The 20,972-nt window shown below is 31.7% G+C and carries 17 protein-coding genes and 1 tRNA gene; 8 read left to right on the top strand and 10 right to left on the bottom strand.

Annotation, left to right across the window (positions count from 1 at the left end; all coding sequences use genetic code 11):
* From BM549_RS10690 to rimP, 3 genes are all read right to left on the bottom strand, one after another.
* A partial coding sequence (locus tag BM549_RS10690) for a translation initiation factor IF-2 N-terminal domain-containing protein (RefSeq protein ID WP_290470262.1) occupies positions 1-1,545 on the bottom strand: 1,545 nt, incomplete at its 3' end.
* Positions 1,546-1,584: 39 nt separating this feature from the next.
* Entirely contained in the window at positions 1,585-2,817 is a 1,233-nt protein-coding gene (nusA, locus tag BM549_RS10685) for a transcription termination factor NusA (RefSeq protein ID WP_290470261.1), read from the bottom strand.
* A 12-nt stretch (positions 2,818-2,829) separates the two neighbouring features.
* Positions 2,830-3,291, bottom strand: a complete 462-nt coding sequence (gene rimP, locus BM549_RS10680) for a ribosome assembly cofactor RimP (protein WP_290470260.1) — start codon at positions 3,289-3,291, stop codon at positions 2,830-2,832.
* 150 nt (positions 3,292-3,441) lie between these two features.
* On the opposite strand from rimP, the gene BM549_RS10675 reads away from it, so the two are divergent.
* Complete coding sequence (locus BM549_RS10675; RefSeq protein ID WP_290470259.1) at positions 3,442-4,266, top strand: universal stress protein; 825 nt, start codon at positions 3,442-3,444, stop codon at positions 4,264-4,266.
* Positions 4,267-4,363: 97 nt separating this feature from the next.
* Here BM549_RS10675 and BM549_RS10670 read toward each other — a convergent pair.
* Positions 4,364-4,445 (bottom strand) — tRNA-Leu (locus BM549_RS10670).
* Positions 4,446-4,547: 102 nt separating this feature from the next.
* On the opposite strand from BM549_RS10670, the gene BM549_RS10665 reads away from it, so the two are divergent.
* The 4 genes from BM549_RS10665 (at position 4,548) to BM549_RS10650 (ending at position 10,220) form a co-directional block, all read left to right on the top strand.
* Positions 4,548-5,936: a dipeptidase gene (locus tag BM549_RS10665; protein ID WP_290470258.1), complete on the top strand. Its 1,389-nt coding sequence runs from the start codon at positions 4,548-4,550 to the stop codon at positions 5,934-5,936.
* 234 nt (positions 5,937-6,170) lie between these two features.
* Positions 6,171-6,536, top strand: a complete 366-nt coding sequence (locus tag BM549_RS10660; protein WP_013869983.1) for a BlaI/MecI/CopY family transcriptional regulator — start codon at positions 6,171-6,173, stop codon at positions 6,534-6,536.
* 2 nt (positions 6,537-6,538) lie between these two features.
* A complete protein-coding gene (locus BM549_RS10655; RefSeq protein WP_290470257.1) occupies positions 6,539-8,977 on the top strand; it encodes a M56 family metallopeptidase in 2,439 nt (812 codons plus the stop codon).
* Between the two features lie 142 nt (positions 8,978-9,119).
* Positions 9,120-10,220: a DUF4407 domain-containing protein gene (locus BM549_RS10650; RefSeq protein ID WP_290470256.1), complete on the top strand. Its 1,101-nt coding sequence runs from the start codon at positions 9,120-9,122 to the stop codon at positions 10,218-10,220.
* Here the strand turns inward: BM549_RS10650 and BM549_RS10645 are convergent.
* The 5 genes from BM549_RS10645 to BM549_RS10625 all read right to left on the bottom strand — a co-directional run bounded on the left by BM549_RS10645 (position 10,215) and on the right by BM549_RS10625 (position 13,569).
* Positions 10,215-10,793, bottom strand: coding sequence for an alkylphosphonate utilization protein (locus BM549_RS10645; RefSeq protein WP_290470255.1), 579 nt, complete (start codon positions 10,791-10,793; stop codon positions 10,215-10,217). The two genes, BM549_RS10650 and BM549_RS10645, sit on opposite strands and share 6 nt — an antisense overlap.
* Before the next feature lie 64 nt (positions 10,794-10,857).
* The gene (locus tag BM549_RS10640) at positions 10,858-11,859 is read right to left on the bottom strand and encodes a type I phosphomannose isomerase catalytic subunit (protein ID WP_290470254.1); all 1,002 of its coding nucleotides are present in this window, start codon (positions 11,857-11,859) and stop codon (positions 10,858-10,860) included.
* 9 nt (positions 11,860-11,868) lie between these two features.
* Positions 11,869-12,078, bottom strand: coding sequence for a hypothetical protein (locus tag BM549_RS10635; protein ID WP_290470253.1), 210 nt, complete (start codon positions 12,076-12,078; stop codon positions 11,869-11,871).
* A complete protein-coding gene (locus tag BM549_RS10630) occupies positions 12,072-12,362 on the bottom strand; it encodes a glycosyltransferase (protein WP_290470252.1) in 291 nt (96 codons plus the stop codon). Before BM549_RS10630 ends, BM549_RS10635 begins: the two co-directional genes overlap by 7 nt.
* A gap of 25 nt (positions 12,363-12,387) precedes the next feature.
* Positions 12,388-13,569 (bottom strand): response regulator, encoded by a 1,182-nt coding sequence (locus BM549_RS10625; RefSeq protein ID WP_290470251.1) that lies wholly within the window; start codon positions 13,567-13,569, stop codon positions 12,388-12,390.
* Between the two features lie 182 nt (positions 13,570-13,751).
* On the opposite strand from BM549_RS10625, the gene BM549_RS10620 reads away from it, so the two are divergent.
* Genes BM549_RS10620 through BM549_RS10610 form a run of 3 tightly spaced genes read left to right on the top strand, consistent with a single transcriptional unit; the run spans position 13,752 to position 19,563 of the window.
* Complete coding sequence (locus tag BM549_RS10620; RefSeq protein ID WP_290470250.1) at positions 13,752-16,841, top strand: hypothetical protein; 3,090 nt, start codon at positions 13,752-13,754, stop codon at positions 16,839-16,841.
* Positions 16,841-18,055 carry a hypothetical protein gene (locus tag BM549_RS10615; protein WP_290470249.1) on the top strand — a complete coding sequence of 405 codons (1,215 nt, stop codon included), beginning with the start codon at positions 16,841-16,843 and terminating at the stop codon, positions 18,053-18,055. The genes BM549_RS10620 and BM549_RS10615 overlap by 1 nt, the downstream gene beginning before the upstream one ends.
* On the top strand, positions 18,049-19,563 hold the full coding sequence (locus BM549_RS10610) for a glycoside hydrolase family 2 TIM barrel-domain containing protein (protein ID WP_290470248.1): 1,515 nt from the start codon (positions 18,049-18,051) through the stop codon (positions 19,561-19,563). The genes BM549_RS10615 and BM549_RS10610 overlap by 7 nt, the downstream gene beginning before the upstream one ends.
* A gap of 34 nt (positions 19,564-19,597) precedes the next feature.
* Here BM549_RS10610 and BM549_RS10605 read toward each other — a convergent pair whose 3' ends face one another.
* Positions 19,598-20,833: a glycosyltransferase gene (locus BM549_RS10605; protein ID WP_290470247.1), complete on the bottom strand. Its 1,236-nt coding sequence runs from the start codon at positions 20,831-20,833 to the stop codon at positions 19,598-19,600.
* Between the last annotated feature and the right edge of the window lie 139 nt (positions 20,834-20,972).

The raw sequence follows: 20,972 nt of genomic DNA, 5'->3' as shown, positions 1-20,972 counted from the left end.
TGCTTCTTTTGTTTGCGGCATGATATCATCATCTGCTGCTGCAACAATAATTGCTATATCTGTTACTTGAGCACCACGTGCACGCATGGCTGTAAAGGCTTCGTGACCTGGTGTATCTAAAAATGCAATTTTTTGTCCGTTATCTAATTGTACTCCATAAGCACCAATATGCTGTGTTATACCTCCAGATTCTCCTGCAATTACATTTTCTTTACGTATATAATCTAGTAAAGATGTTTTACCGTGATCTACGTGACCCATTACTGTAACAATAGGAGCACGTTCAATTAAATCTTCTGGATTATCTTCAACTTCTGTTATTGACTCTTCAATATCTGCAGTAACAAACTCTACTTTATAACCAAACTCTTCAGCAACTATAGAAAGTGTTTCGGCATCTAAACGCTGGTTCATTGTAACCATCATACCTAAAGACATACATGCTGAGATAATTTGCGTTACGCTAACATCCATCATGGTTGCAACTTCACTTGCTGTAACAAACTCTGTTACTTTAAGTATTTTACTTTCTGCTGCTTCAATTTGTTGATCAATTTCAGTTTGTTCTCTGTGTTGATCTCTTTTATCTCTTCTATATTTAGCGCCTTTTCCTTTGTTAGATTTACCTTGTAATTTTTCAAGCGTTTCTCTTACTTGTTTTTTTACATCTTCTTCACTAGGCTCTTCTTTTACAATATTTCTACGTCCGCCACCTTTTTTACCACGGTGTCTATCGTTTCCTCCTCTATTGTTTCCTCCAGAATTAGATTTATTATCTCCTGGTTTAGAGATACGACGACGTTTTCTTTTATTGTTATCGTCTGACTTTTTAGGGTCTTCTTTTTTCTTTTTAGGTTTATTAAATTGAGATAAATCAATTTTTTCTCCTGCAATTTTTGGTCCTGATAGTTTTTGATATTGGGTCTCTACAGTTCCTGGCTCATTAGCTTCTGGCTTAGCTTTTTCTACTGGTTTATCAGCTTCTTTTTTAACCGGTTTAGCTTCTGGCTTTTTGGTTTGCAGTGGTTTTTTATCTTCTTTTTTAGGCTCTTCTTTTTTAGAAGTCGCTGGTTGTGATTTTTTTACCTCTTCCTTTTTTACTGGCTTTGGCTTTGAAGACTTTCTTTTATCTTCTAAATCAATTTTACCTACTTGCTTTGGCCCAGCTAAAGTTTTAGTTGCTTTAACAACTGCTTCTTTTTCTTTTGCCTTTTCTAGCTCTTTTTCTCTAGCTAATTCTTTTTCTTTAGCTATTGCAGCAGCTTTAGCTTCTTCAGCTTTTTGCTTTTCTTCTATCTCTTTTTCACGCTGAAGACGCAAGTCTTCTTTTTCTTTGAGCTTGGCTTCACTTACTGCTTGTGATTTCATTTTCTTACTAGCATCCGTCTCAAACTCATCTGAAAGAATCTTATAGGTTGCTTCAGAAATTTTTGTAGTCGGGCGCTTCTCTATTTCGACACCTTTAGAATCCAAGAATTCTACAGCACGATCTAGAGAGATATTAAGCTCACGTAGTACTTTATTTAATCTAATAGTTTCAGCCATAAATGTTGCCTTACTCTTTTAATTTACTTCAAATATATATTAATCTTCGAATTCTTCTTTAAGAATTCTAATAACATCTAGAATTGTTTCCTCTTCTAGGTCTGTTCTTTTTACTAAATCTTCAACATCTTGTTCAAGAATACTTTTTGCAGTATCTAATCCTGCTTTGCTAAATTCTGCAATAATCCAATCTTCGATTTCATCAGAGAATTCTCTTAATTCTACATCTTCTTCTGCTCCTTCTCTAAATACGTCTATATCGTAACCTGTTAATTGGCCCGCTAAGCGTATGTTATGACCTCCACGACCAATTGCTTTACTTACTTCTTCTGGCTTTAATATTGCTTCTGCTCTTTTGTTTTCTTCATCAATTTTAATTGATGTTACACGCGCAGGACTTAAAGCTCTTGTTATGTATAATTGTAGGTTGTTTGTGTAATTAATTACATCTATGTTTTCGTTTCCTAACTCACGAACTATACCGTGAATACGAGATCCTTTCATACCTACACAAGCTCCAACAGGATCAATTCTATCATCATAAGAATCTACTGCTACTTTTGCTTTTTCTCCTGGAATTCTCACTACATTTTTAATGGTGATTAAGCCATCAAATACTTCTGGAATTTCAGATTCAAATAATTTTTCTAAGAATTTAGGAGACGTTCTAGACATTATAATTGCCGGTTTGTTTCCTTTTAATTCTACGCTATCTATAATACCTCTAACATTATCACCTTTACGGAAAAAATCTGATGGTATTTGTTTGTCTTTTGGTAAGATGATTTCGTTTCCTTCATCATCTAATAAAATAACTGCTCTGTGACGAATATGGTGCACTTCGGCAGTATATAAATCGCCTTCTAATTCTTTAAACTGCTTAAAGATATTAGTATTATCATGCTCATGAATTTTAGAAATAAGATTTTGGCGTAGGGCTAAAATAGCACGACGACCTAAATCTATAAGTTTTACTTCTTCTGAAACATCTTCTCCAACTTCAAAATCTGGCTCAATTTTTCGAGCTTCTGTTAAAGAAATTTCTTGATTTGGCTCTTCAACCTCACCATCTGCCACAACAATTCTATTTCTCCAAATTTCTAAATCGCCTTTATCTGGGTTAATGATAATATCAAAGTTATCATCATCTCCAAACTTCTTTTTTAATGCACTTCTAAATACATCTTCTAATATGGCCATTAACGTAACACGATCAATTAACTTGTCGTCTTTAAATTCTGAGAAAGAATCTATTAAGGCTAAATTTTCCATAACTCTATTGAATTAAAATTTTATCTTCACTTTTGCTTCTACAATATCGTTGTAAGCAATATTAGCTTGTTTTTGCACTGTAACTTTTCCTTTTCCTACTGGCTTTGGCTCTCTTGCTTTCCACTCGAGGTTTATACCATTTTCGTCTGTACTTACTAGATTAGCTTCAAAAGTTTCTGTTTGTGTTTTAACTTCTAATGTTCTACCTACATTTTTTTTAAATTGCCTAGGTAGTGTTAAAGAAGCTGCTGCTCCAGCCGAAGCGACTTCTATAGAAAAATCTTGTTCTTCTCTATCTAAGTTATGCTCTACAGCACGGCTAATTAATATACAGTCTTCTACAGTTACACCATTATCGCCATCAATAATTACATTTATAGCATTATCGCCGCCAATGGTTAAATCTATTAAAAATAAATCGGCTCTTTCTTCGAGCGCCTCGTTAATGAGGTTTTTTACTGTAGTGCTAAACATTTTCAAGTATAAAAAGAGCGGACTTTTCGTCCGCTCACATTTTATTGTATTCTTACAACGCTGCAAATATACACAATTTTATTGATTTTCATAATTTTATAAAGTCCAATTTTTTAGTTAAATTTATAGTACTCTTAAAATTAACTAGCAATGAAAAAAATTCTCGTACCCACAGACTTTTCAAAAGAAGCAGAAAATGCAATTAAAGTTGCTGCCCAATTAGGCGAAAAACATGGTTGTGAACTCATTCTTTTACACATGTTAGATTTACCTTTAGTACAATTAAATGCTGGCAGTGCTCCAGCAGATTTACCTGAGGCAGTTTATTTTATGAAGTTAGCACACAAACAGTTTGAAGACATCATGAACCAACCTTTTTTACAAAATGTCACCGTAACAGAAATGGTTGATTTTCACGATATTAATACTGGAATAAAAGAAGTTAGCAAAGCGCACGATATCGATTTAATTATTATGGGATCTCATGGCGCTACCGGTTTAAAAGAAATGTTTATTGGTAGTAATGCAGAAAAGCTTGTTAGAACCAGTGATATACCTGTATTGGTTATTAAAAATGAACACGAAAACTTTAATATTGAAGAGTTTGTTTTTGCATCAGATTTTGAAAACGATAACAAAGAAACATTTAAGCAAGCTGTAAAACTAGCCGAAATGTTTAATGCTAAAATACATTTACTTATGGTAAATACTGTTTCTAACTTTAAAACAACAGCGTCTGCAAAAGTAAAAATCCAAGATTTTATTAAAGGAACCACGTTTACAAATTACACTATAAACATTTATAATGATGAAACAGCAGAGAAAGGTATTTTAAATTTTTCTCATATAATTGATGCCGATTTAATAGGAATTAGCACACATGGACGCCAAGGTATAGCGCATTTTTTAAACGGAAGCTTAAGTGAAGACCTTGTTAACCATGCTAAAAGACCAGTAATCACTTTTAAAATTTAAAAGCTTTTTTACTCTTAAATTTTAATTTTATCATAAATAGCAAGACACAAAAAAACCTCTAACAAATTAAATGTTAAAGGTTTATACTTTTGTTTAGTACGGGCGGAGAGACTCGAACTCTCACACCTCGCGGCACTAGATCCTAAGTCTAGCGTGTCTACCAATTCCACCACGCCCGCAAAAGTGAGTGCAAATATACAAATAGTTTCAATATTCAAACAAAACTTTTGAAGAAAATGTTTATCTCTTTTTGTACTTTTACTAAAATTCAATAAAATACTATGCAAAACATTCAATCTTACATTGAAAATAACAAAGATAGATTCCTATCCGAATTGATAGATTTACTAAAAATCCCGTCAATTAGCGCAGACTCTGCTTATAAAAAAGACACCATTAAAACTGCCGAAGTTGTAATGTCTAGCTTAAAAAAAGCGGGTTGCGACACAGTAGAGTTATGCGAAACTGATGGCTACCCTATTATTTATGCCGAAAAAATTATAGATAAAAATTTACCAACAGTATTAGTATACGGTCATTACGATGTGCAACCACCAGATCCTGTTGAGCTTTGGGATTCTCCACCATTTGAGCCTGTTATAAAACCAACAGAACTACATCCAGAAGGTGCAATTTTTGCACGTGGTGCTTGCGACGACAAAGGCCAAATGTATATGCATGTAAAGGCAATGGAATTTATGACAACTCAAGACCAACTACCATGTAATGTTAAATTCATGATAGAAGGTGAAGAAGAAGTAGGTAGTGTAAACCTATCTAAATACGTAAAAGAAAATCAAGAAAAACTTAGTAACGATGTTATTTTAATAAGTGACACTGGTATGATTGCCAAAGACACACCATCTATTACAACAGGACTTCGTGGTTTAAGTTATGTAGAAGTAGAAGTTACAGGACCAAATCGCGATTTACATTCTGGTTTATATGGTGGTGCAGTAGCAAACCCAATTAATGTTTTAACCAAAATGATTGCCTCTTTACACGACGAAAATAACCATATTACAATTCCTGGTTTTTACGATAATGTAGAAGAACTATCTAAAGATGAACGCGCACAAATGGCAAAAGCTCCATTTTCTTTAGAAAATTATAAAAAAGCTTTAGACATTGATGCTGTTTATGGAGAAGAAGGTTACACCACAAACGAGCGTAACTCTATCCGCCCAACTTTAGATGTCAATGGTATTTGGGGTGGCTATATTGGCGAAGGCGCAAAAACAGTAATTGCAAGCAAAGCTTACGCTAAAATCTCTATGCGATTAGTACCAAATCAAGATTGGCAAAACATAACCAATTTATTTAAAAAGCACTTTGAAAGTATTGCACCAAAAGGTGTAAAAGTAAAAGTAAACCCACACCACGGCGGTCAAGGTTATGTTACACCAATAGACAGTATTGGCTACCAAGCAGCAAGCAAAGCCTATGAAGATACTTTTGGAAAAACACCAATACCACAACGTAGCGGCGGAAGCATACCAATAGTATCTTTATTTGAAGAAGAACTAAAAAGCAAAACCATACTTATGGGCTTTGGCTTAGATAGCGACGCCATACACTCACCAAACGAACATTTTGGTGTTTGGAACTACCTAAAAGGTATAGAAACAATACCAGGATTCTACAAACATTTTGTAGAACTATCTAAATAAATTTAAAAAATCCGTTCTTTAATTAGAGCGGATTTTTTTTTATGGTGTTCCCAAGATGAGCAAAAAAGCTTCATCTTGGTCAGGCTCTCGGCAGTCGCTCTCTGCGAGGAGCTCCAACAAAGCCTCCATCCTTAACACTTAAAACCAATAACTTATAAAAATAATTATTGCTCTACATTTGTAGAATTAAAATATTTGTTCTACGTTTGTAGAGAACAATTTAAAATGTAGAACATGCAGCTTACAAAAACCGAAGAAGATTTAATGAATTACCTCTGGAAACTTGAAAAAGCATTTATGAAAGATTTGCTTGAAGCCTATCCAGAACCTAAACCTGCAAACACTACAGTGGCAACACTTTTAAAACGCATGACAGACAAAGGTTTTATAGCATATAACCTATTTGGTAAGTCGAGAGAATACTATCCATTAGTAAAGAAAAAAGATTATTTCTCTAAACATGTAAACGGATTAATAAAAAACTTTTTTAACGATAGCAGTTCGCAGTTTGCTTCCTTTTTTACAAAAGAAACCAATTTGTCCAAACAAGAATTACAAGAATTACGAGCTATAATCGATACCGAAATTAAAAATAAATAAGCATGGAAATACTAATATTAAAATCGACAGCATGTTTGGCTATTTTATTAGCATTCTATAAATTATTTTTAGAGCGTTTAAACATACACACCTTTAAACGCTTCTACTTATTAGGCGCAGTATTAATTTCTATAATAATACCTTTTATACCTTTTATAGAGTATATAGAACCGCAATTTAATGTTCCTTATTTTGAAGCAGACCACTCTGTGCCAATTAACTTATTACCAGAAGAAGAAAACTTACCAGTAGAACCAACAAACTATTTACCAATAATTTTATGGAGTATTTATGGCTTAGGAGTTTTACTATTTTTAACCAAATTTTGTATAAATCTATTTGGTATTGTATCAAAAATTAAAAGAAACGAAAAGCAAAAATCCGGTAATTACATTTCAGTTTTAGTACAAGATTTTATAGTACCACACACCTTTTTTAGTTACATTTTTTTAAACAAAACAAGGTTTGAAGCAAAAGCAATTCCGCAGGAAGTATTATTACACGAACAAACACATGCCAAACAAAAACACACTTTAGATATTTTATTTATAGAATTATTACAAGTTGTATTTTGGTTTAACCCACTACTCTATTTATTAAAAAAAGACATAAAACTCAATCATGAATTTCTGGCAGACGAAGCCGTTTTAAAGCAAGGTATAGACTCATCAACTTACCAAGAAACACTGCTTCAATTCTCATCTACTGCAAACGAAATTCCATTGGCACATGCCATCAATTATTCATTAATCAAAAAACGATTTACAATTATGAAAACACAAACCTCAAAAAAAGCTGTATGGCTTAGAAGTTTTTTACTACTTCCGCTTTTAGCTGGATTACTATTTAGCTTTAGCGGAAGAGAACAAGTAGAAAAAGAAGTTGTTCCTGCTATGGTTTTTCCTAAAGAAATAGAAAACCAACAAAACAAACCTTTAAAAGATGTAAAAACAGAATTACAAAAATTAGGCGATTATAAAATAAATTATACCGCAAGAAGTATTACAGTAAAAGTATTAAGCCAAGGCAATTATGAAATTGATGGTATTAAAGCGACTAAAAATACTTTTAAAAATGTAATTAATCAATTACACCAAGACATTACAAAAGAAATAAGAGATAAGATTATAAACATTCATGTTAATAGTCCAAAAGATATTTCAGATAAAGAAGTTTGGTTTATCTTTAATGCCGTTCAAGATTATGGTTACCATCGCATTGTAGCTTACAACCAAGAGATTATACGCTCAAAAAACAACACTCCATTTGCATTAGATAATGTTTCTAATAATAATGCAAACTATTCTGCAAATAAATCTCAAAAAGAAGCAACTCCAGAACAAGTTGCAGAATACAACAAGTTAGCTAAATATTATAACGCTAAATTAAAAGTAAATACCATAGTTAAATTAAAAGACTTTAATCGTATTAAAGAATTATATAATTTAATGAGTGATGCTCAAAAAAAGAATGCAGAGCCTTTTCCTAACTTTCCTCCTCCACCTGCTCCACCAGCACCACCAAAAGAAAAAAAAGGAGAAGTTTCAACGTTACCGCCACCACCAGCACCACCAGCGCCTCCAATAGGTAGAGAACTTGAAAGAAATACTGCTTTTGTAAATGTTAATGGCACCACTTTATTTAAGGTAAATATTAATGGAGATATTAAATATTATAACCGTAATGGATATATAGTAGATAGTACTGGTAAAGTATTATCTAAATCTCAAGTAGATGGAAGTAAAGTAATACCTGGACAAAAAATAACTAAAGTATACCAAAAAGGAAACATTGTTGCCGAATTTAAAAAAACTTGGAAAGACGATGAAAATTTTAGTGTTCCAAAACCACCAAAGCCACCTAAACCAATTTCACCAGAAAAGCATATTAAAAATATGGCTTCAAAGGACGCCAGTTTTTTCTATAATGGTGACGCAGTTACAAAAGAAAAAGCTTTAGAACTTATTAAGGATAATAATAAAATTAACATATCAACTCAAACAAACAATGGCGTTTCAACGGTACATTTATCTACAAAACCAATAACAATTGTAAATGGTAAAAGAATAAGCGAAAGCCAAAAAAATAGAGATAAAGCTATTGCAAAAAGAAGAGCACTAACAGAAGAAAGAAAAAATGCTATGCTTGAAAAACGCAAAGCTTTAAGGCAAAAAGCTACTACAAAAAGACAACAATTATTAGCTGCACGAGAAGCCAGACAATCACGACCATTAGCTCAACAATTTAAAGGCATGGAAGCCAATGGTGGAGCATTTTTTTATGAGGGTGAAAAAATTACTGAAGCCAAAGCTATAGAACTTATAACAGACAACCCAAAGCTAAACGTTTCAATGCATAATAATAATGGTAAATCTACCGTACATTTATCTAAAAAAGGCATTAAAACAGTAAATGGAAAATTGGTTAAAACAGAAAATTAAAAAAAATAGAAATAAACGTTTTACAAAAAAAGTCTCTTGTGTAAGAGGCTTTTTTTATTGTTAAATTTTGTAACAAAATGCAACTTTTAGCGTTCTAATAATCTAATCATCAATCAAATCAAAAAAAATTAATCACTAGATCATGCTAAAACAATTCTTCATTATCTGCTCTGGCGCAGATACAGATATTCTTAAAGATAGTGCCATAGGCGAACAAAATAAATATGCAGGTATTGGTGCTACCGTGTTTTTTACAGCATTAATGGCATTTATAGCTTCCAGCTATGCACTCTATACTGTGTTCGATAATTTATACGCCGCTATTGGTTTTGGACTTGTTTGGGGTTTACTAATTTTTAATCTTGATCGTTTTATTGTGTCTACAATAAAAAAAAGAGACAATATTATAGATGAAATAATACAAGCCTCACCAAGATTACTTTTAGCAGTAATTATTGCTGTTGTTATTTCTAAACCTTTAGAACTGAAGATTTTTGAAAAAGAAATTAATCAAGTTTTACTAGAACAAAAAAATGATTTAACACTGGCTAATAAAGACCAAATAGCACTTCAATTTAACCCTAAAACCCAAGCTTTAAAACAAGAGATAGCTGCTTTACAAAACGAGATTATCACAAAAGAAACTCAAGTAAATGCACTTTACGATATTTATATAAATGAAGCCGAAGGCACTGCCGGCACAAACCTTTTGGGAAAAGGACCTGTTTACAAAGAAAAACGAGAAAAACATGATGCTGCACTTACCGAATTACAGCAATTAAAAGAAACTAATAATGAAAAAATTACAGCACTAGAAACTGCTATAGCAAAGCTTGAAACAGATTATAATTCACAAATTGAAACCACACAACCAATTATTGATGGTTTTGATGGCTTAATGGCTCGAGTCTCTGCCTTAAACACACTACCATGGTTACCTTCGTTTTTTATTTTCTTATTGTTTTTAGCCATTGAAACGTCTCCTATATTTGCAAAATTGCTTGCTCCAAAAGGTGAATATGACTTTAAATTAGAAGACCAAGAAACAGCAATAAAAAGTTTAGTAGAGCAAAAAGTCTATGAAAGGAAACTGGCTTTAAAAGCAGATTTTGAAATAAACAACAAAGTTTATAGCGCTATTAGTGAAGAAGACGAATTATATGAGTATAAACGTAAAAAAGCAAGAGAACTCATGCAATTACAAGCTGATGCTTTTTACAACGGGCAAAAAAAGCTATTATAGTTTTTTAACGTATTCTGTAATAATAACTATTTGTTGTTTTTCTACTTTTCCCTCTATGTAATTTGCATTGTCACGATCAAGTCTAATGTTTCTAACAGCAGTTCCTTGTTTTGCAACCATGCTAGAGCCTTTTACTTTTAAATCTTTTATTAAAACAACTGCGTCACCGTTATTTAATATAACGCCATTTACATCTCTATGTATAATTTTTTCGCTTTCGTCTTTATCTTCTCCTGTTGCTCTGGCTAAAGCCAATGCATCATCATCAAGATACATCATGTCTAACAAATCTTTTGGCCAACCTTCTGCACGCAGTCTTTGTAACATACGCCAAGCCATAATTTGTACTGCTATATGCTCGCTCCACATACTATCGTTTAAACAACGCCAGTGATTTGGATCCATTTCTATATTTTCTTCTATTTGATCACGACAATTTGAACACACTAACACACAGGTGTCTACACTTTCGTTTAGCGATGGCGGAATAATATATTGGCTTAGGTTTGTAGTAGATGTACACAACTCGCAAGTAGTATTACTTCGGTCTTGTAACATTTGTAGCACGCTCATAAAAAATTGTTTTAATGCGCACAAATATAGTAATTGGTTTGCGTTTTATTATTAAAAGATTGTTTTAAGATGCTTGTTGTAAAACATGCTTTATTTTACTGCTAATAAATACTTCTAATATTTTAGCATTTTGCGCTTTAAAAATAACTTTACCTGCATTTGCTGGCACTAAAACTGTTTCTCCCATTCTCATGGTTTCTGTATTATTTTCAACTGTAATGGTTGTTTCTCCTTCAACACACATAAAAATTACAAATGAATCTAATTGTGAATAATCTTTAATTTGTTTTTTAGTAACATCTAAAATATTGGTAGTAAAGAAATCGCAACTTACAAGATTGCTGCTTGTATTTTCTTTTAAACTATAATTAGCTTTACCATTAGATTTAAAATGTTTTGTAGCTTGCTCGGCTAATTTAGTATGTAATTCTCTTTTTTTTCCAGCATCATCTGTTCTATCCCAATCGTATACACGATATGTTATATCGCTAGTTTGTTGAATTTCTGCTGCTAAAACTCCTGCTCCAATAGCGTGTATTTTTCCTGCTGGAATAAAATAACTATCGCCTTTTTTTACTTGCTCTCTGTTAAAAATAGTATTTACATTTTTAGCTGTTATGTGGTTTAGTAGTTCTGGATTAGTATATTTATCTTTTAAGCCCAAAACTATATCTGCATTAGCATCGCTATCCATAATGTACCACATTTCAGTTTTACCAAAACTATTGTGATGCTTTTTTGCCATAACATCGTCTGGATGAACTTGAACAGACAAGTCTGTTTTAGCATCTAAAAACTTTATTAATAATGGAAAATTACAGCCAAAATTAGCGAAATTTTCTACACCTAAAAGTTCAGTTTTATAAGTAGCAATTAATTCTTTTAAATTTGAGCCTTTATAAACACCATTGTTTACTGTTGAAATGTTTCCGTTAACATCAGATATTTCCCAGCTTTCACCAATATTATCTCGAGAAGTTTGTTTTCCTAGAATTGTACCGAGTTTGTTGCCTCCCCAAATTTTTTCTTTTAAAATGGGATTGAATTTTATTGGATATGCTTTCATAAATTTAGATTAAAGTTTATTAACAACCTGTAAATGAATAAATTGATTATCTACTTTTAATTTTTTTAAATAATCTACAATAGAAAATAACTTTTGAAACAAAGTGCGTTTTATTAAGTGTCTTTTTAAAACTTTAGAGTTGTACTCTACTATTAATTCTTGATTTTCTGTGATGGCATCAATTAAAGCATTTAAACCATCTTTTTTAGTTTTTAACAAATTGGTTGTAACGTAACCCAATTTTCTAAATCATATTGACTAAACATATATCTAGCTCCAGCCCTAACAGCAGATACATCTGATTTAAATTTTTTAATATTTACGATAGAAACATTGCTACATTGGTATTTTATCTCTTCAAGAAGTTGGTAGGTTGAATCTCTACTTTCGTTATTAACAAAACATAATTCCAAATGTTTTGTTTGGCTTATTTTATCTATAAAATACTTAGTATCGATATCATCTTCATTGTTATGAAATATAATTATTATTCCAATTTTCATCTGTTTTTGAGGCTTTTAAAATTAATTAAGCTACTTTAAGTTCTTTTAAATCCGTTGTGTTTTTTTGTTCATTACCACCATAAACCCAAGCAATTTGTCCTAATTGAAATACTATTTTAACAGAGTCTTTCATAGATAATTTAGAGCCATCTGCATGAATCCATCTTTTTAACGGTTGCTCGCAAAGCATTGCTTTAGCTTCTTTTAATCCAAAATGGATACTCATTCTTTTAAAAATTTCTACATCAAAAATCCATTGTGTTACAAACTTTTTTCCGAAAGCGATATCTATTACATCTTTATGGAAAATTTTTGCACCACATTGTGTGTCTTTAAAGTCCATTTTTAAAATTTTTCTTATAATGAAGTTGATAGTCATACTAATAACTTTTCTAGCAGACTCCTTAGTAATATTTGCTCCCATTCTAGAGATACGTGATCCACTTACAATTTTAAAATCTGAGGTTTCAATTGTCTTTACTAAATCGTCAAAATCTGTTAAGTCTGTAGATAAATCTGCATCTAAAAACCCTATGTAATCTAAATCTTCTTTTTTAGCCATATGTAACATTCCTAAACGTACAGCTTCGGCTTTTCCTCCATTTTTTTCACAGTCGTAAACTGTAATAAAATCTTCTCTTCCTTTTTGTAAGTCTTTTAAAACGTTTAAAGTATTATCCTTACTTCCATCGTTTACAAAACATAAATGGTAACCAGAATTTTTATCGATATAGCTTAAAAACTCTTCGCTTAATAAACGCTCTTCTTCATTATAACAAGGGATTACAACACCAACACAACGCTCTTGAATCATTACATTACTTGTTGCAACTGTAGTTTTTACTTCTGGTGCACCTATTAAACGTTTTACACGAGCGCTAATCTCGTTTAAGCTTAATGGCTTTTTCATGTAATCATTAATACCTAATTCAAAACCTTCGGTAATTGTTTCATCTTTTGTATCTCCAGATAAAACCATAATTGGTGTTTGAGCCTTTTTTGTTACTCTTATATGTCTAACGACTTCCAAACCAGAAATTCCTGGCATATTAATATCTACAATCACTAAATCTGGATTAAAAGATTCGTATAATTCTAACCCTTTAGTGGCATCTGTTTCAATTTTCACTTCATAACCTAATTCGGCTAATCTTTTTTGTAAAGGAAGTAATACTAACTGTTGGTCATCTATTGCTAAAACTTTCATAATAAGTGTGTTTATTTGTTTTTTGATACTACAAATTTACAGGAGAAGACAGCCTTAAAATTGTTATTTCGCTTAACCTATATTTAAGTGTCGACGAATGGTAGATTGCTGTAGATAATTAAAAATGGAGCGACTATTTAATTTATTTATCTTTACCACAACATTATAGCTTAAGGCTTTAAATGAAAGAAACCTCAAACAAATTTTTAATCACTGCTATTCTTTTAGCATTGGCATTTCATGGTAGTTCCATATTTTTTACTTTGGAAACTACTTATGATGCTTTAATTCACTTGTTTTTAGCAGACCATTATGCAAATAGCTGGTTTGAACCTTGGAACTACGAGTGGTATACTGGTTTTACAGTACAAAGTTATCCGCCTTTAGTACATCAATCTATTGGATTGCTGTCTATGATTGGTGGTTTAAAGTTTGGTATGTTTAGCGTTGCACTTATTGCAATTATATTGTTTGTAACTGGTACGTATCGTTTTTCGTTAATGATGACTGCTAACAAAACGGTTGCAGGTTATGCCTGTGTGTTAGCTGTATTTAGTTCGTCGTTTGTTGAAACACTTCATATATTTGGTCAGTTACCAAGTATTGTTGGAGTTTCGGTTTTAATGCATGCTTTACCAGAGATTTATTTATGGCTAAAAACTGGTAAGAAATGGTATCTAGCAACTTCATTATCCTTAATAGCTGTAACGGTTACTTCGCATCATGTAACACCAATTTTTGGAATGGTGTTTTTTATATTCCCTTTAATTGGTATGGTAATTATGGATGTTTCGCGTGAGCAAGTTAATACCATGAAAGAGGTCACTTTCAAACTATTTTTAAATAGTTTTTTCAAGCTTTTTAAACGTATTGTAAGCTTTGGGATGTTATCTTTAGTATTAATTATAGGTTGTATTTTTCCGTATTGGTTAAACTCTAAAGCCAACCCGATTACACAAGTACCTATTCCGCATGGTTCTAGAGATAATTTTCTTGAAATTACATCGTCTGGATTAGTTTTCTTTTTAATTCCTTGGGGAATTTTACTTGTATTATTGCCATATATTTTTTACAGATATTATAGCAAACGTTACTTGTTTTTTGGATTATCGGTTACTATTTGTACCATTTTAGGAACTGGAGGAACAACTCCAATACCATTAAAAATGTTAGGAGAAACTGCTTTTAATATTTTAACCTTAGATCGTTTTACACTTTGGGCTTCTATTTTATCCATTCCTTTAATGGGTGAATTTGCCTATCGCTTTGTTCAAGGCGATTTAAAAGCATTAATTCAATCTAAATTTGGCGCTGTTTACCATCGCATTATTGGTGGAATCTTAGCGGGTTTATTTGTCTTTATGGTAGTATTTACTATGAGTTTAAATTACTTTAGACCATCACAACCACAAAAAATAAAAATGTTGCCAATTGTTAATTTCTTAAATCAAGACGATCATGATAAATGGCGATTTTTAACGCTTGGTTTTGGAGACCAAATGGCTTGGTTGAGTGCACAAACGAATGCCATGACTGTTGATGGAAACTACCATTCTGCAAGACGATTACCAGAATTAACTACACGACCAATTGAACGATTAGAAAACTCAAAATTTAAAGGTGTTGCAGGCATTGGGTCTTTACAGCAATTTTTAACCACACCAGAAAAATATAACCTTAAATACATTTTTTCTAATGATAAGTTTTACGACCCAATCCTCTACTTCTGTGGTTGGCAACGCTTACGACAATTAGAAAACGGAATTATGGTTTGGGAACGATTAAACATTCCACCTGTTGCTACTATTTTACCTAAAGAAGATGTTGCTAAGTGGTTAAAAATACATTGGGGAATTATGCCTTTTTTAACCGTTTTAATTGCCTTTATTTTAAACATTCAAATGCTCTGGGTAAACATGTTAAAAACACGTTTTAAACCTGTTCCAGACTTTTTAAAATTTCCAACGACGTATACTAAGTTTAACAGAAATGTATTACGCATTACACATATTTGGTCTTTAATTTTAGCCATAGTAGTATGTTATGGTATTTACTTATTCTACCTTAAAAACGACTCGCAACGCAGTCCAGAAAATGCAATTATTGCGTATTATGATGCTTTAGATTTTAAAGAATTTGAAAAAGCACATAGCTTAATAGATCCTGATAATAATATTCCTATTGCGCAATACATGTTAGAAATTTCAGTTACAGATGGTTTATTAAGTAGCTACGCAAAAATGGATGCTATTGAAACAGAAATTACTAAATTTAATGATAGTACAGTATCTGCTAAAGTGACCACACAATGGATTACACCTTTAGAAAAAATTGAAAAAATTGATTATAAATCCTTATCAAAAATTAAAGGAAAATGGTATTTACAACCAGACGATTTAAATAACGATTTACCACCAGACCAACTGTATTCTGCCAACGCAACCAAGTATTTTAATCAAGGTCGTCGTCGTATTACTACTGAGCAAACACACCATGAGGACATTTTAAAACAGCCAGTTTTAGAAGTAGTTTCGGCTAAATTGGTACAATATAATGGTAGCTATGCTATTATTGGTGAAGTACAAAACATAGACAATGTTCCTGCAGATGTTATTTTAAAAGGAACACTTTATAACGATGATAATAAACAGCTAGCCACATACAATGCTAAATACCATATGAAGCATAAATTAATGCCAAAGGAATCTAGTAGTTTCCGAATTAACTTTGAAGGTATTGCTTGGTCCAAAACGCAAGATTCTATTCCAGATACATTTAATCCAGATGAATTTACTCCAGTTGAGTTTGAAGAACAACCAACAAAATTTAACTTACAAGCAGCAGGAAATGTTTCAGGATCTGACTTATATAAGAATGTAGTGTTGAGTGCTGTTAATATTAAAAACAAAACTATAAACGGAAACTTATTTAATAGTGGCATCCAAGAAATTACCATTCCGCAATTACTTATCACGTATTACGATGACAATAAAAACATGGTTTGGGTCGACCACTTATTTGTAAAAGAAGGTGTTAGGCAACAACGTAAACAAGATTTTACATATGAAATTTTAAAAGATGGCAAAGTAAAAATCATTAACGATAGCATGAAAAACATTTTTGTAAATGGTTTGCCAAACGAAGATATCTCTGGTAAAATAGTACCAAACAGAATTGAAAATCATACCAATGCACAATTACAAAAAATTGACCATCCAGATTTTAGTTACATTAAAATAGAAATTAACACATACATAGGAAGCCCAAATTAATGCAGTTTAAAAGAACATACATATTTGTTTTAGGTTTGGTTTTATTATCATCTTTTGCTGTTGTGCAAAATAGTAAAACAACTAATCCTGTATTAATAACAACGCAAACAGACTACAAAGTTGGTAATACTATTATTTTAGAATTTACATTATCAGAACAAAAAACACCTTTATTGTATTGTTCTAATAGTTATGGATCTACTTTGGTTTCAGCTGAAATAAAAAACAACTCACTTCATTATAAAATTCCAAATAACATTACTAAAAAAATAGGTGTAGTTAATTGGAAATTACTAAACGATAAGGCTACGCTTTCTGGAAAACTAAATATTAATCCAAAAGCTGAAGTGGCTACAATGGAAACCTATATTGGTCCACCAAGTATTGAAGCTGGTGGAACAGATTATACCATGTTGGTTGTTATTCCAACAGATTCTTTAGATAATCCTGTACCTTCAAATACATTGGTAAATGCTAAGTTTCAGTTTTTAAATTCTGAAGAAAAAGAAGCTGTTTTCACCAAAAACTTAATTGCATACAGAAATATAAATTCTAAAAGAGAAAGTGGTCGCATGTTAGTATCATCGGAAAGTTTAGGTACAAATTCTAAAGAATTCACTATAAATGTAGCAGCAGCAATTCCTACAGATTTTACAATTTCTGCTAAACGACCACATGAGTATTCCGATGGAAATCAAATAACAACTTTTAGTACTTCAGTAATTAAAGACAAGCAGAATAATGTAGTTAGCGACGGAACATTTGTAACGTTTTTTATTACTACTAAAAATGAAACTATTTTAAAAACTACAGGAACAACTATTGAAGGTGTTGCGCAAGCAAAAATGATTCATCCAGATTATGCAGATACTTGGAGTATTAAGGCCTATGTAGATGGCATGGCAGAAAGTAACAACATTGTATTAAGCTACAAACAAGTTATTGAAGATTTTGAAGTTGCCTTTTCTAATAACAACAGAACTATAACTGTTGGTCCTTTACAAAGTTTTATGCAACAAATGATTCCTGATGGATTGCATGTAAAACTTACTATTTATAAGGATAATGAGTTAATTGACACTATTATTAAAACATCGTTTAAAGGTTATGTAAACTATAATTTAAAACCTGCTATTTATAAAAATGACGACTACAGTTTTAGTATTGAAACTGCTGGATTAAAAAAAGAAATTAAAACAAAAAAACTATGGTAAGTACTAATAAAAACATACTACGTACCATATTAATAGCCTCATATATTATGAATGTAGCCTTAATTATTTCTGGTATTAGCGCTTTGTTTAGCTATCTAAATACAGGAGCAGACAGAAGTACAATGCTGCACACCGAAATTCAAAAAGTAGAACAATATTTACCAAAACTGGTTTGGCAACCTTTACAAAATGAAGGTCGAGCAATGGATAAAGAAAATCTAAATGCGTTACAAAACGATTATTTAGATGCTTGGTATGTAAAGCAAATTGCCTACAAAACCAATAAAACTGCTGGAATTAAAGATTATTATACAGATAGTGCAAGAGAGAATTTATATGATTTTATTGAATTAAATAAAGCGCAAAACATTACAATTGAAGCTACGACTTTAAAACACAATCCAACTTTAGAATTTTTTAGTGAAGATGGTCAACTTGCAGTAATTACAGATCGTGATGTTGTAGAATACAAACGTGTTTTTAAAGCTGAAAAACTAGTTTTACAAACAACAGAAACCTCAACGTACAAAATGGTGTTTTTGCTAGAAGATGGTTTTTGGCGTATTAGGCATTTGGTTAAAGAAGATACTGAAATTTATAGTCCAGAAATTTCAAAAATTGAAACAGATAGCTTAAATATTAAAGGCATAAATTACTATCCACAAGCCAATCCTTGGAATATGTTTGGCGATGAATTTTCTACAGACACCATAGCAAAAGATTTTAAAATTATTAAAGATGCTGGATTAAATTCGGTAAGATTGTTTGTGCAATATGAAGACTTCGGAAAAGCAGACGTTAATCCAAAAAAGCTTGAAAAATTAATTAAAACCTTAGATGTTGCTGAAGCACAAAATTTAAAGGTAGTCTTAACACTTTTCGATTTTTTTGGTGATTATTCGGTTATGAATTGGACTTTAAATCAACGTCACGCAGAAGCTATAGTTGAAGCAGTAAAAGACCACAACGCATTAATTGCTTGGGACATTAAAAACGAACCCAATCTAGATTTTGAATCTAGAGGAAAAGAAACTGTTATAGCTTGGCTAGAAAATATGATTGATTTGGTGAAAGAGTTAGACCATGTGCATCCTGTAACTATTGGTTGGTCTAACACACAAAGTGCTTCCATTTTAAAAGACAAAGTAGATATTGTGTCTTTTCATTATTATGAAGATTTAGATAAATTAAATGAAGCCATTAAAACTTTGAAAAAAGATATACCAAACAAGCCTATTGTACTACAAGAATTTGGATTGTCCTCTTACTCTGGATTTTGGAAACCTTTTGGTAGCTCTAAAGACGATCAAGCTAATTACCACAAAAAAATCCAAGAACTCATTGCAGCTAATAATTTGCAATTTATGTCTTGGACTTTATATGATTTTATTGAGGTTCCTAAAGACGTTGTAGGTAGTCGTCCTTGGCGAAGAAACACTCAAAAACACTTTGGCTTTATTGATAAAAATGGGGCAAAAAAGGCATCGTTTAAATATATTACTAACTAATTGTTTGGGACAAAAAAGGAAGTGATTTGTATTATTATTCTATAGTTGTAGGTTGTAGAATAACTGTTTCTTTGGTTTTATTTTTAGGTGTATTTTTAGAAATAATCTTATTAAAGTTATTTAAATACATGTTTGTTATTTTCTCCATTGGGTAAGCAGTTGCAGCTTCGTAATTAGCTTTTCCTAAAGCTATTCTATGTGCTTCGTTAGTTACAATTGCTTCAATTGCTGTTGCTAAACTATCTACAGAAGTTGGCTCGAAAAACTCGCCTTTATAACCTTCATCTTTAACTAATAAAGCAAGATCACCTAAATCTGGCATAACTACAGCTTTACCATAACTTCCTGCTTGGTGTAATACTCCAGAACTTCCTGTTGTAGATGTATAAGGAAACACAACTACTGCACTTTCTTTAAATAAAGTTGGTACTTCATGTTCTTCTACATAACCTGTAAAACGTACTTGTGGTACATGCTTGTAATCCTCTTGTACTTTTGCTAAATAACCAGGTACATTTGGGTTATCTGTTCCAGCAATAACAACTTCTAAATCTAGTCCTGTTGTTGTTCTTACTTTCTCAACAGCTTCAATCATACCTTCTACTTTTTTGTAAGTTCCAAACTTACCAAAAGTCATAACTTGTAAAGGTCCTTGCGGAATGCTGTATTCTGGTTTTTCTTCAGAGATTTCAAAAGTTCCGTGAGGAATTAAAGTCACATTTTTAGCCTTGTATTTTTTCTCTAAAATGTCAACATATTTTTGCATTGTTACTGCAACTGTATCTGCTTGTAAAATTAATTTTGTTAAGCTGGTTCCTATAAAACCATATAGCTTTTGCATGAATTTATTACTTGTAAATCCAGCAGATCCTAAATCTACTTCTTCAAGTATATTGTGCAATAATACAATGTTTGGTATCTTTTTTAATTTGCAAACTAATGGTAACATTAAGCCTAAAGCTGCTGCTACTTTTTTGTCTCCAAATTTCATGAATTGTAAATTAAATAATACTGAATCTGGTTGTGTTTGACTAATAGCTTTAGTTACATTTATTATGTTTTTGTAACTATTAAACTCCCAACATTCCTTTACTGTAATCTTGCAACCAGCTTCTGTAAAAGTGATGTCTTTTGCTCCTTCAGTTTTGTCTGTTAGTAAAACTATTTCAGTAATACTTTCTTTTTGTCTAAAGTGCTTTACTAAATGGTAAGCATACTCGTTTAATGTTACTTTACTTGGTGGATATGCTGTTACGATTGCTAGTTTCATAATATATTTTTTTGTTCTATTAATTGTTGTTTCATAATTACAATACAAATTTGCAGCTTTTAAATAGGTTTTAACTGTAAGTTTAGATAGAACAACATTTACTGTAGACGAATGGCAAAAACCTGTAGATTTAGTTATT

It is taken from the genome of Lacinutrix sp. MedPE-SW (assembly GCF_001874145.1).
Taxonomy (GTDB): domain Bacteria; phylum Bacteroidota; class Bacteroidia; order Flavobacteriales; family Flavobacteriaceae; genus Lacinutrix.
This window is presented reverse-complemented; position numbering and strand designations above follow the sequence as displayed.

What these genes read in the sequence shown, in the direction of transcription:
- nusA (WP_290470261.1), bottom strand. Translation starts at nt 2,817, where the DNA reads ATGGAAAATTTAGCCTTAATAGATTCTTTCTCAGAATTTAAAGACGAC.
- rimP (WP_290470260.1), bottom strand. Translation starts at nt 3,291, where the DNA reads ATGTTTAGCACTACAGTAAAAAACCTCATTAACGAGGCGCTCGAAGAA.
- BM549_RS10675 (WP_290470259.1), top strand. Translation starts at nt 3,442, where the DNA reads ATGAAAAAAATTCTCGTACCCACAGACTTTTCAAAAGAAGCAGAAAAT.
- BM549_RS10665 (WP_290470258.1), top strand. Translation starts at nt 4,548, where the DNA reads ATGCAAAACATTCAATCTTACATTGAAAATAACAAAGATAGATTCCTA.
- BM549_RS10660 (WP_013869983.1), top strand. Translation starts at nt 6,171, where the DNA reads ATGCAGCTTACAAAAACCGAAGAAGATTTAATGAATTACCTCTGGAAA.
- BM549_RS10655 (WP_290470257.1), top strand. Translation starts at nt 6,539, where the DNA reads ATGGAAATACTAATATTAAAATCGACAGCATGTTTGGCTATTTTATTA.
- BM549_RS10650 (WP_290470256.1), top strand. Translation starts at nt 9,120, where the DNA reads ATGCTAAAACAATTCTTCATTATCTGCTCTGGCGCAGATACAGATATT.
- BM549_RS10645 (WP_290470255.1), bottom strand. Translation starts at nt 10,793, where the DNA reads ATGAGCGTGCTACAAATGTTACAAGACCGAAGTAATACTACTTGCGAG.
- BM549_RS10640 (WP_290470254.1), bottom strand. Translation starts at nt 11,859, where the DNA reads ATGAAAGCATATCCAATAAAATTCAATCCCATTTTAAAAGAAAAAATT.
- BM549_RS10630 (WP_290470252.1), bottom strand. Translation starts at nt 12,362, where the DNA reads ATGAAAATTGGAATAATAATTATATTTCATAACAATGAAGATGATATC.
- BM549_RS10625 (WP_290470251.1), bottom strand. Translation starts at nt 13,569, where the DNA reads ATGAAAGTTTTAGCAATAGATGACCAACAGTTAGTATTACTTCCTTTA.
- BM549_RS10620 (WP_290470250.1), top strand. Translation starts at nt 13,752, where the DNA reads ATGAAAGAAACCTCAAACAAATTTTTAATCACTGCTATTCTTTTAGCA.
- BM549_RS10615 (WP_290470249.1), top strand. Translation starts at nt 16,841, where the DNA reads ATGCAGTTTAAAAGAACATACATATTTGTTTTAGGTTTGGTTTTATTA.
- BM549_RS10610 (WP_290470248.1), top strand. Translation starts at nt 18,049, where the DNA reads ATGGTAAGTACTAATAAAAACATACTACGTACCATATTAATAGCCTCA.
- BM549_RS10605 (WP_290470247.1), bottom strand. Translation starts at nt 20,833, where the DNA reads ATGAAACTAGCAATCGTAACAGCATATCCACCAAGTAAAGTAACATTA.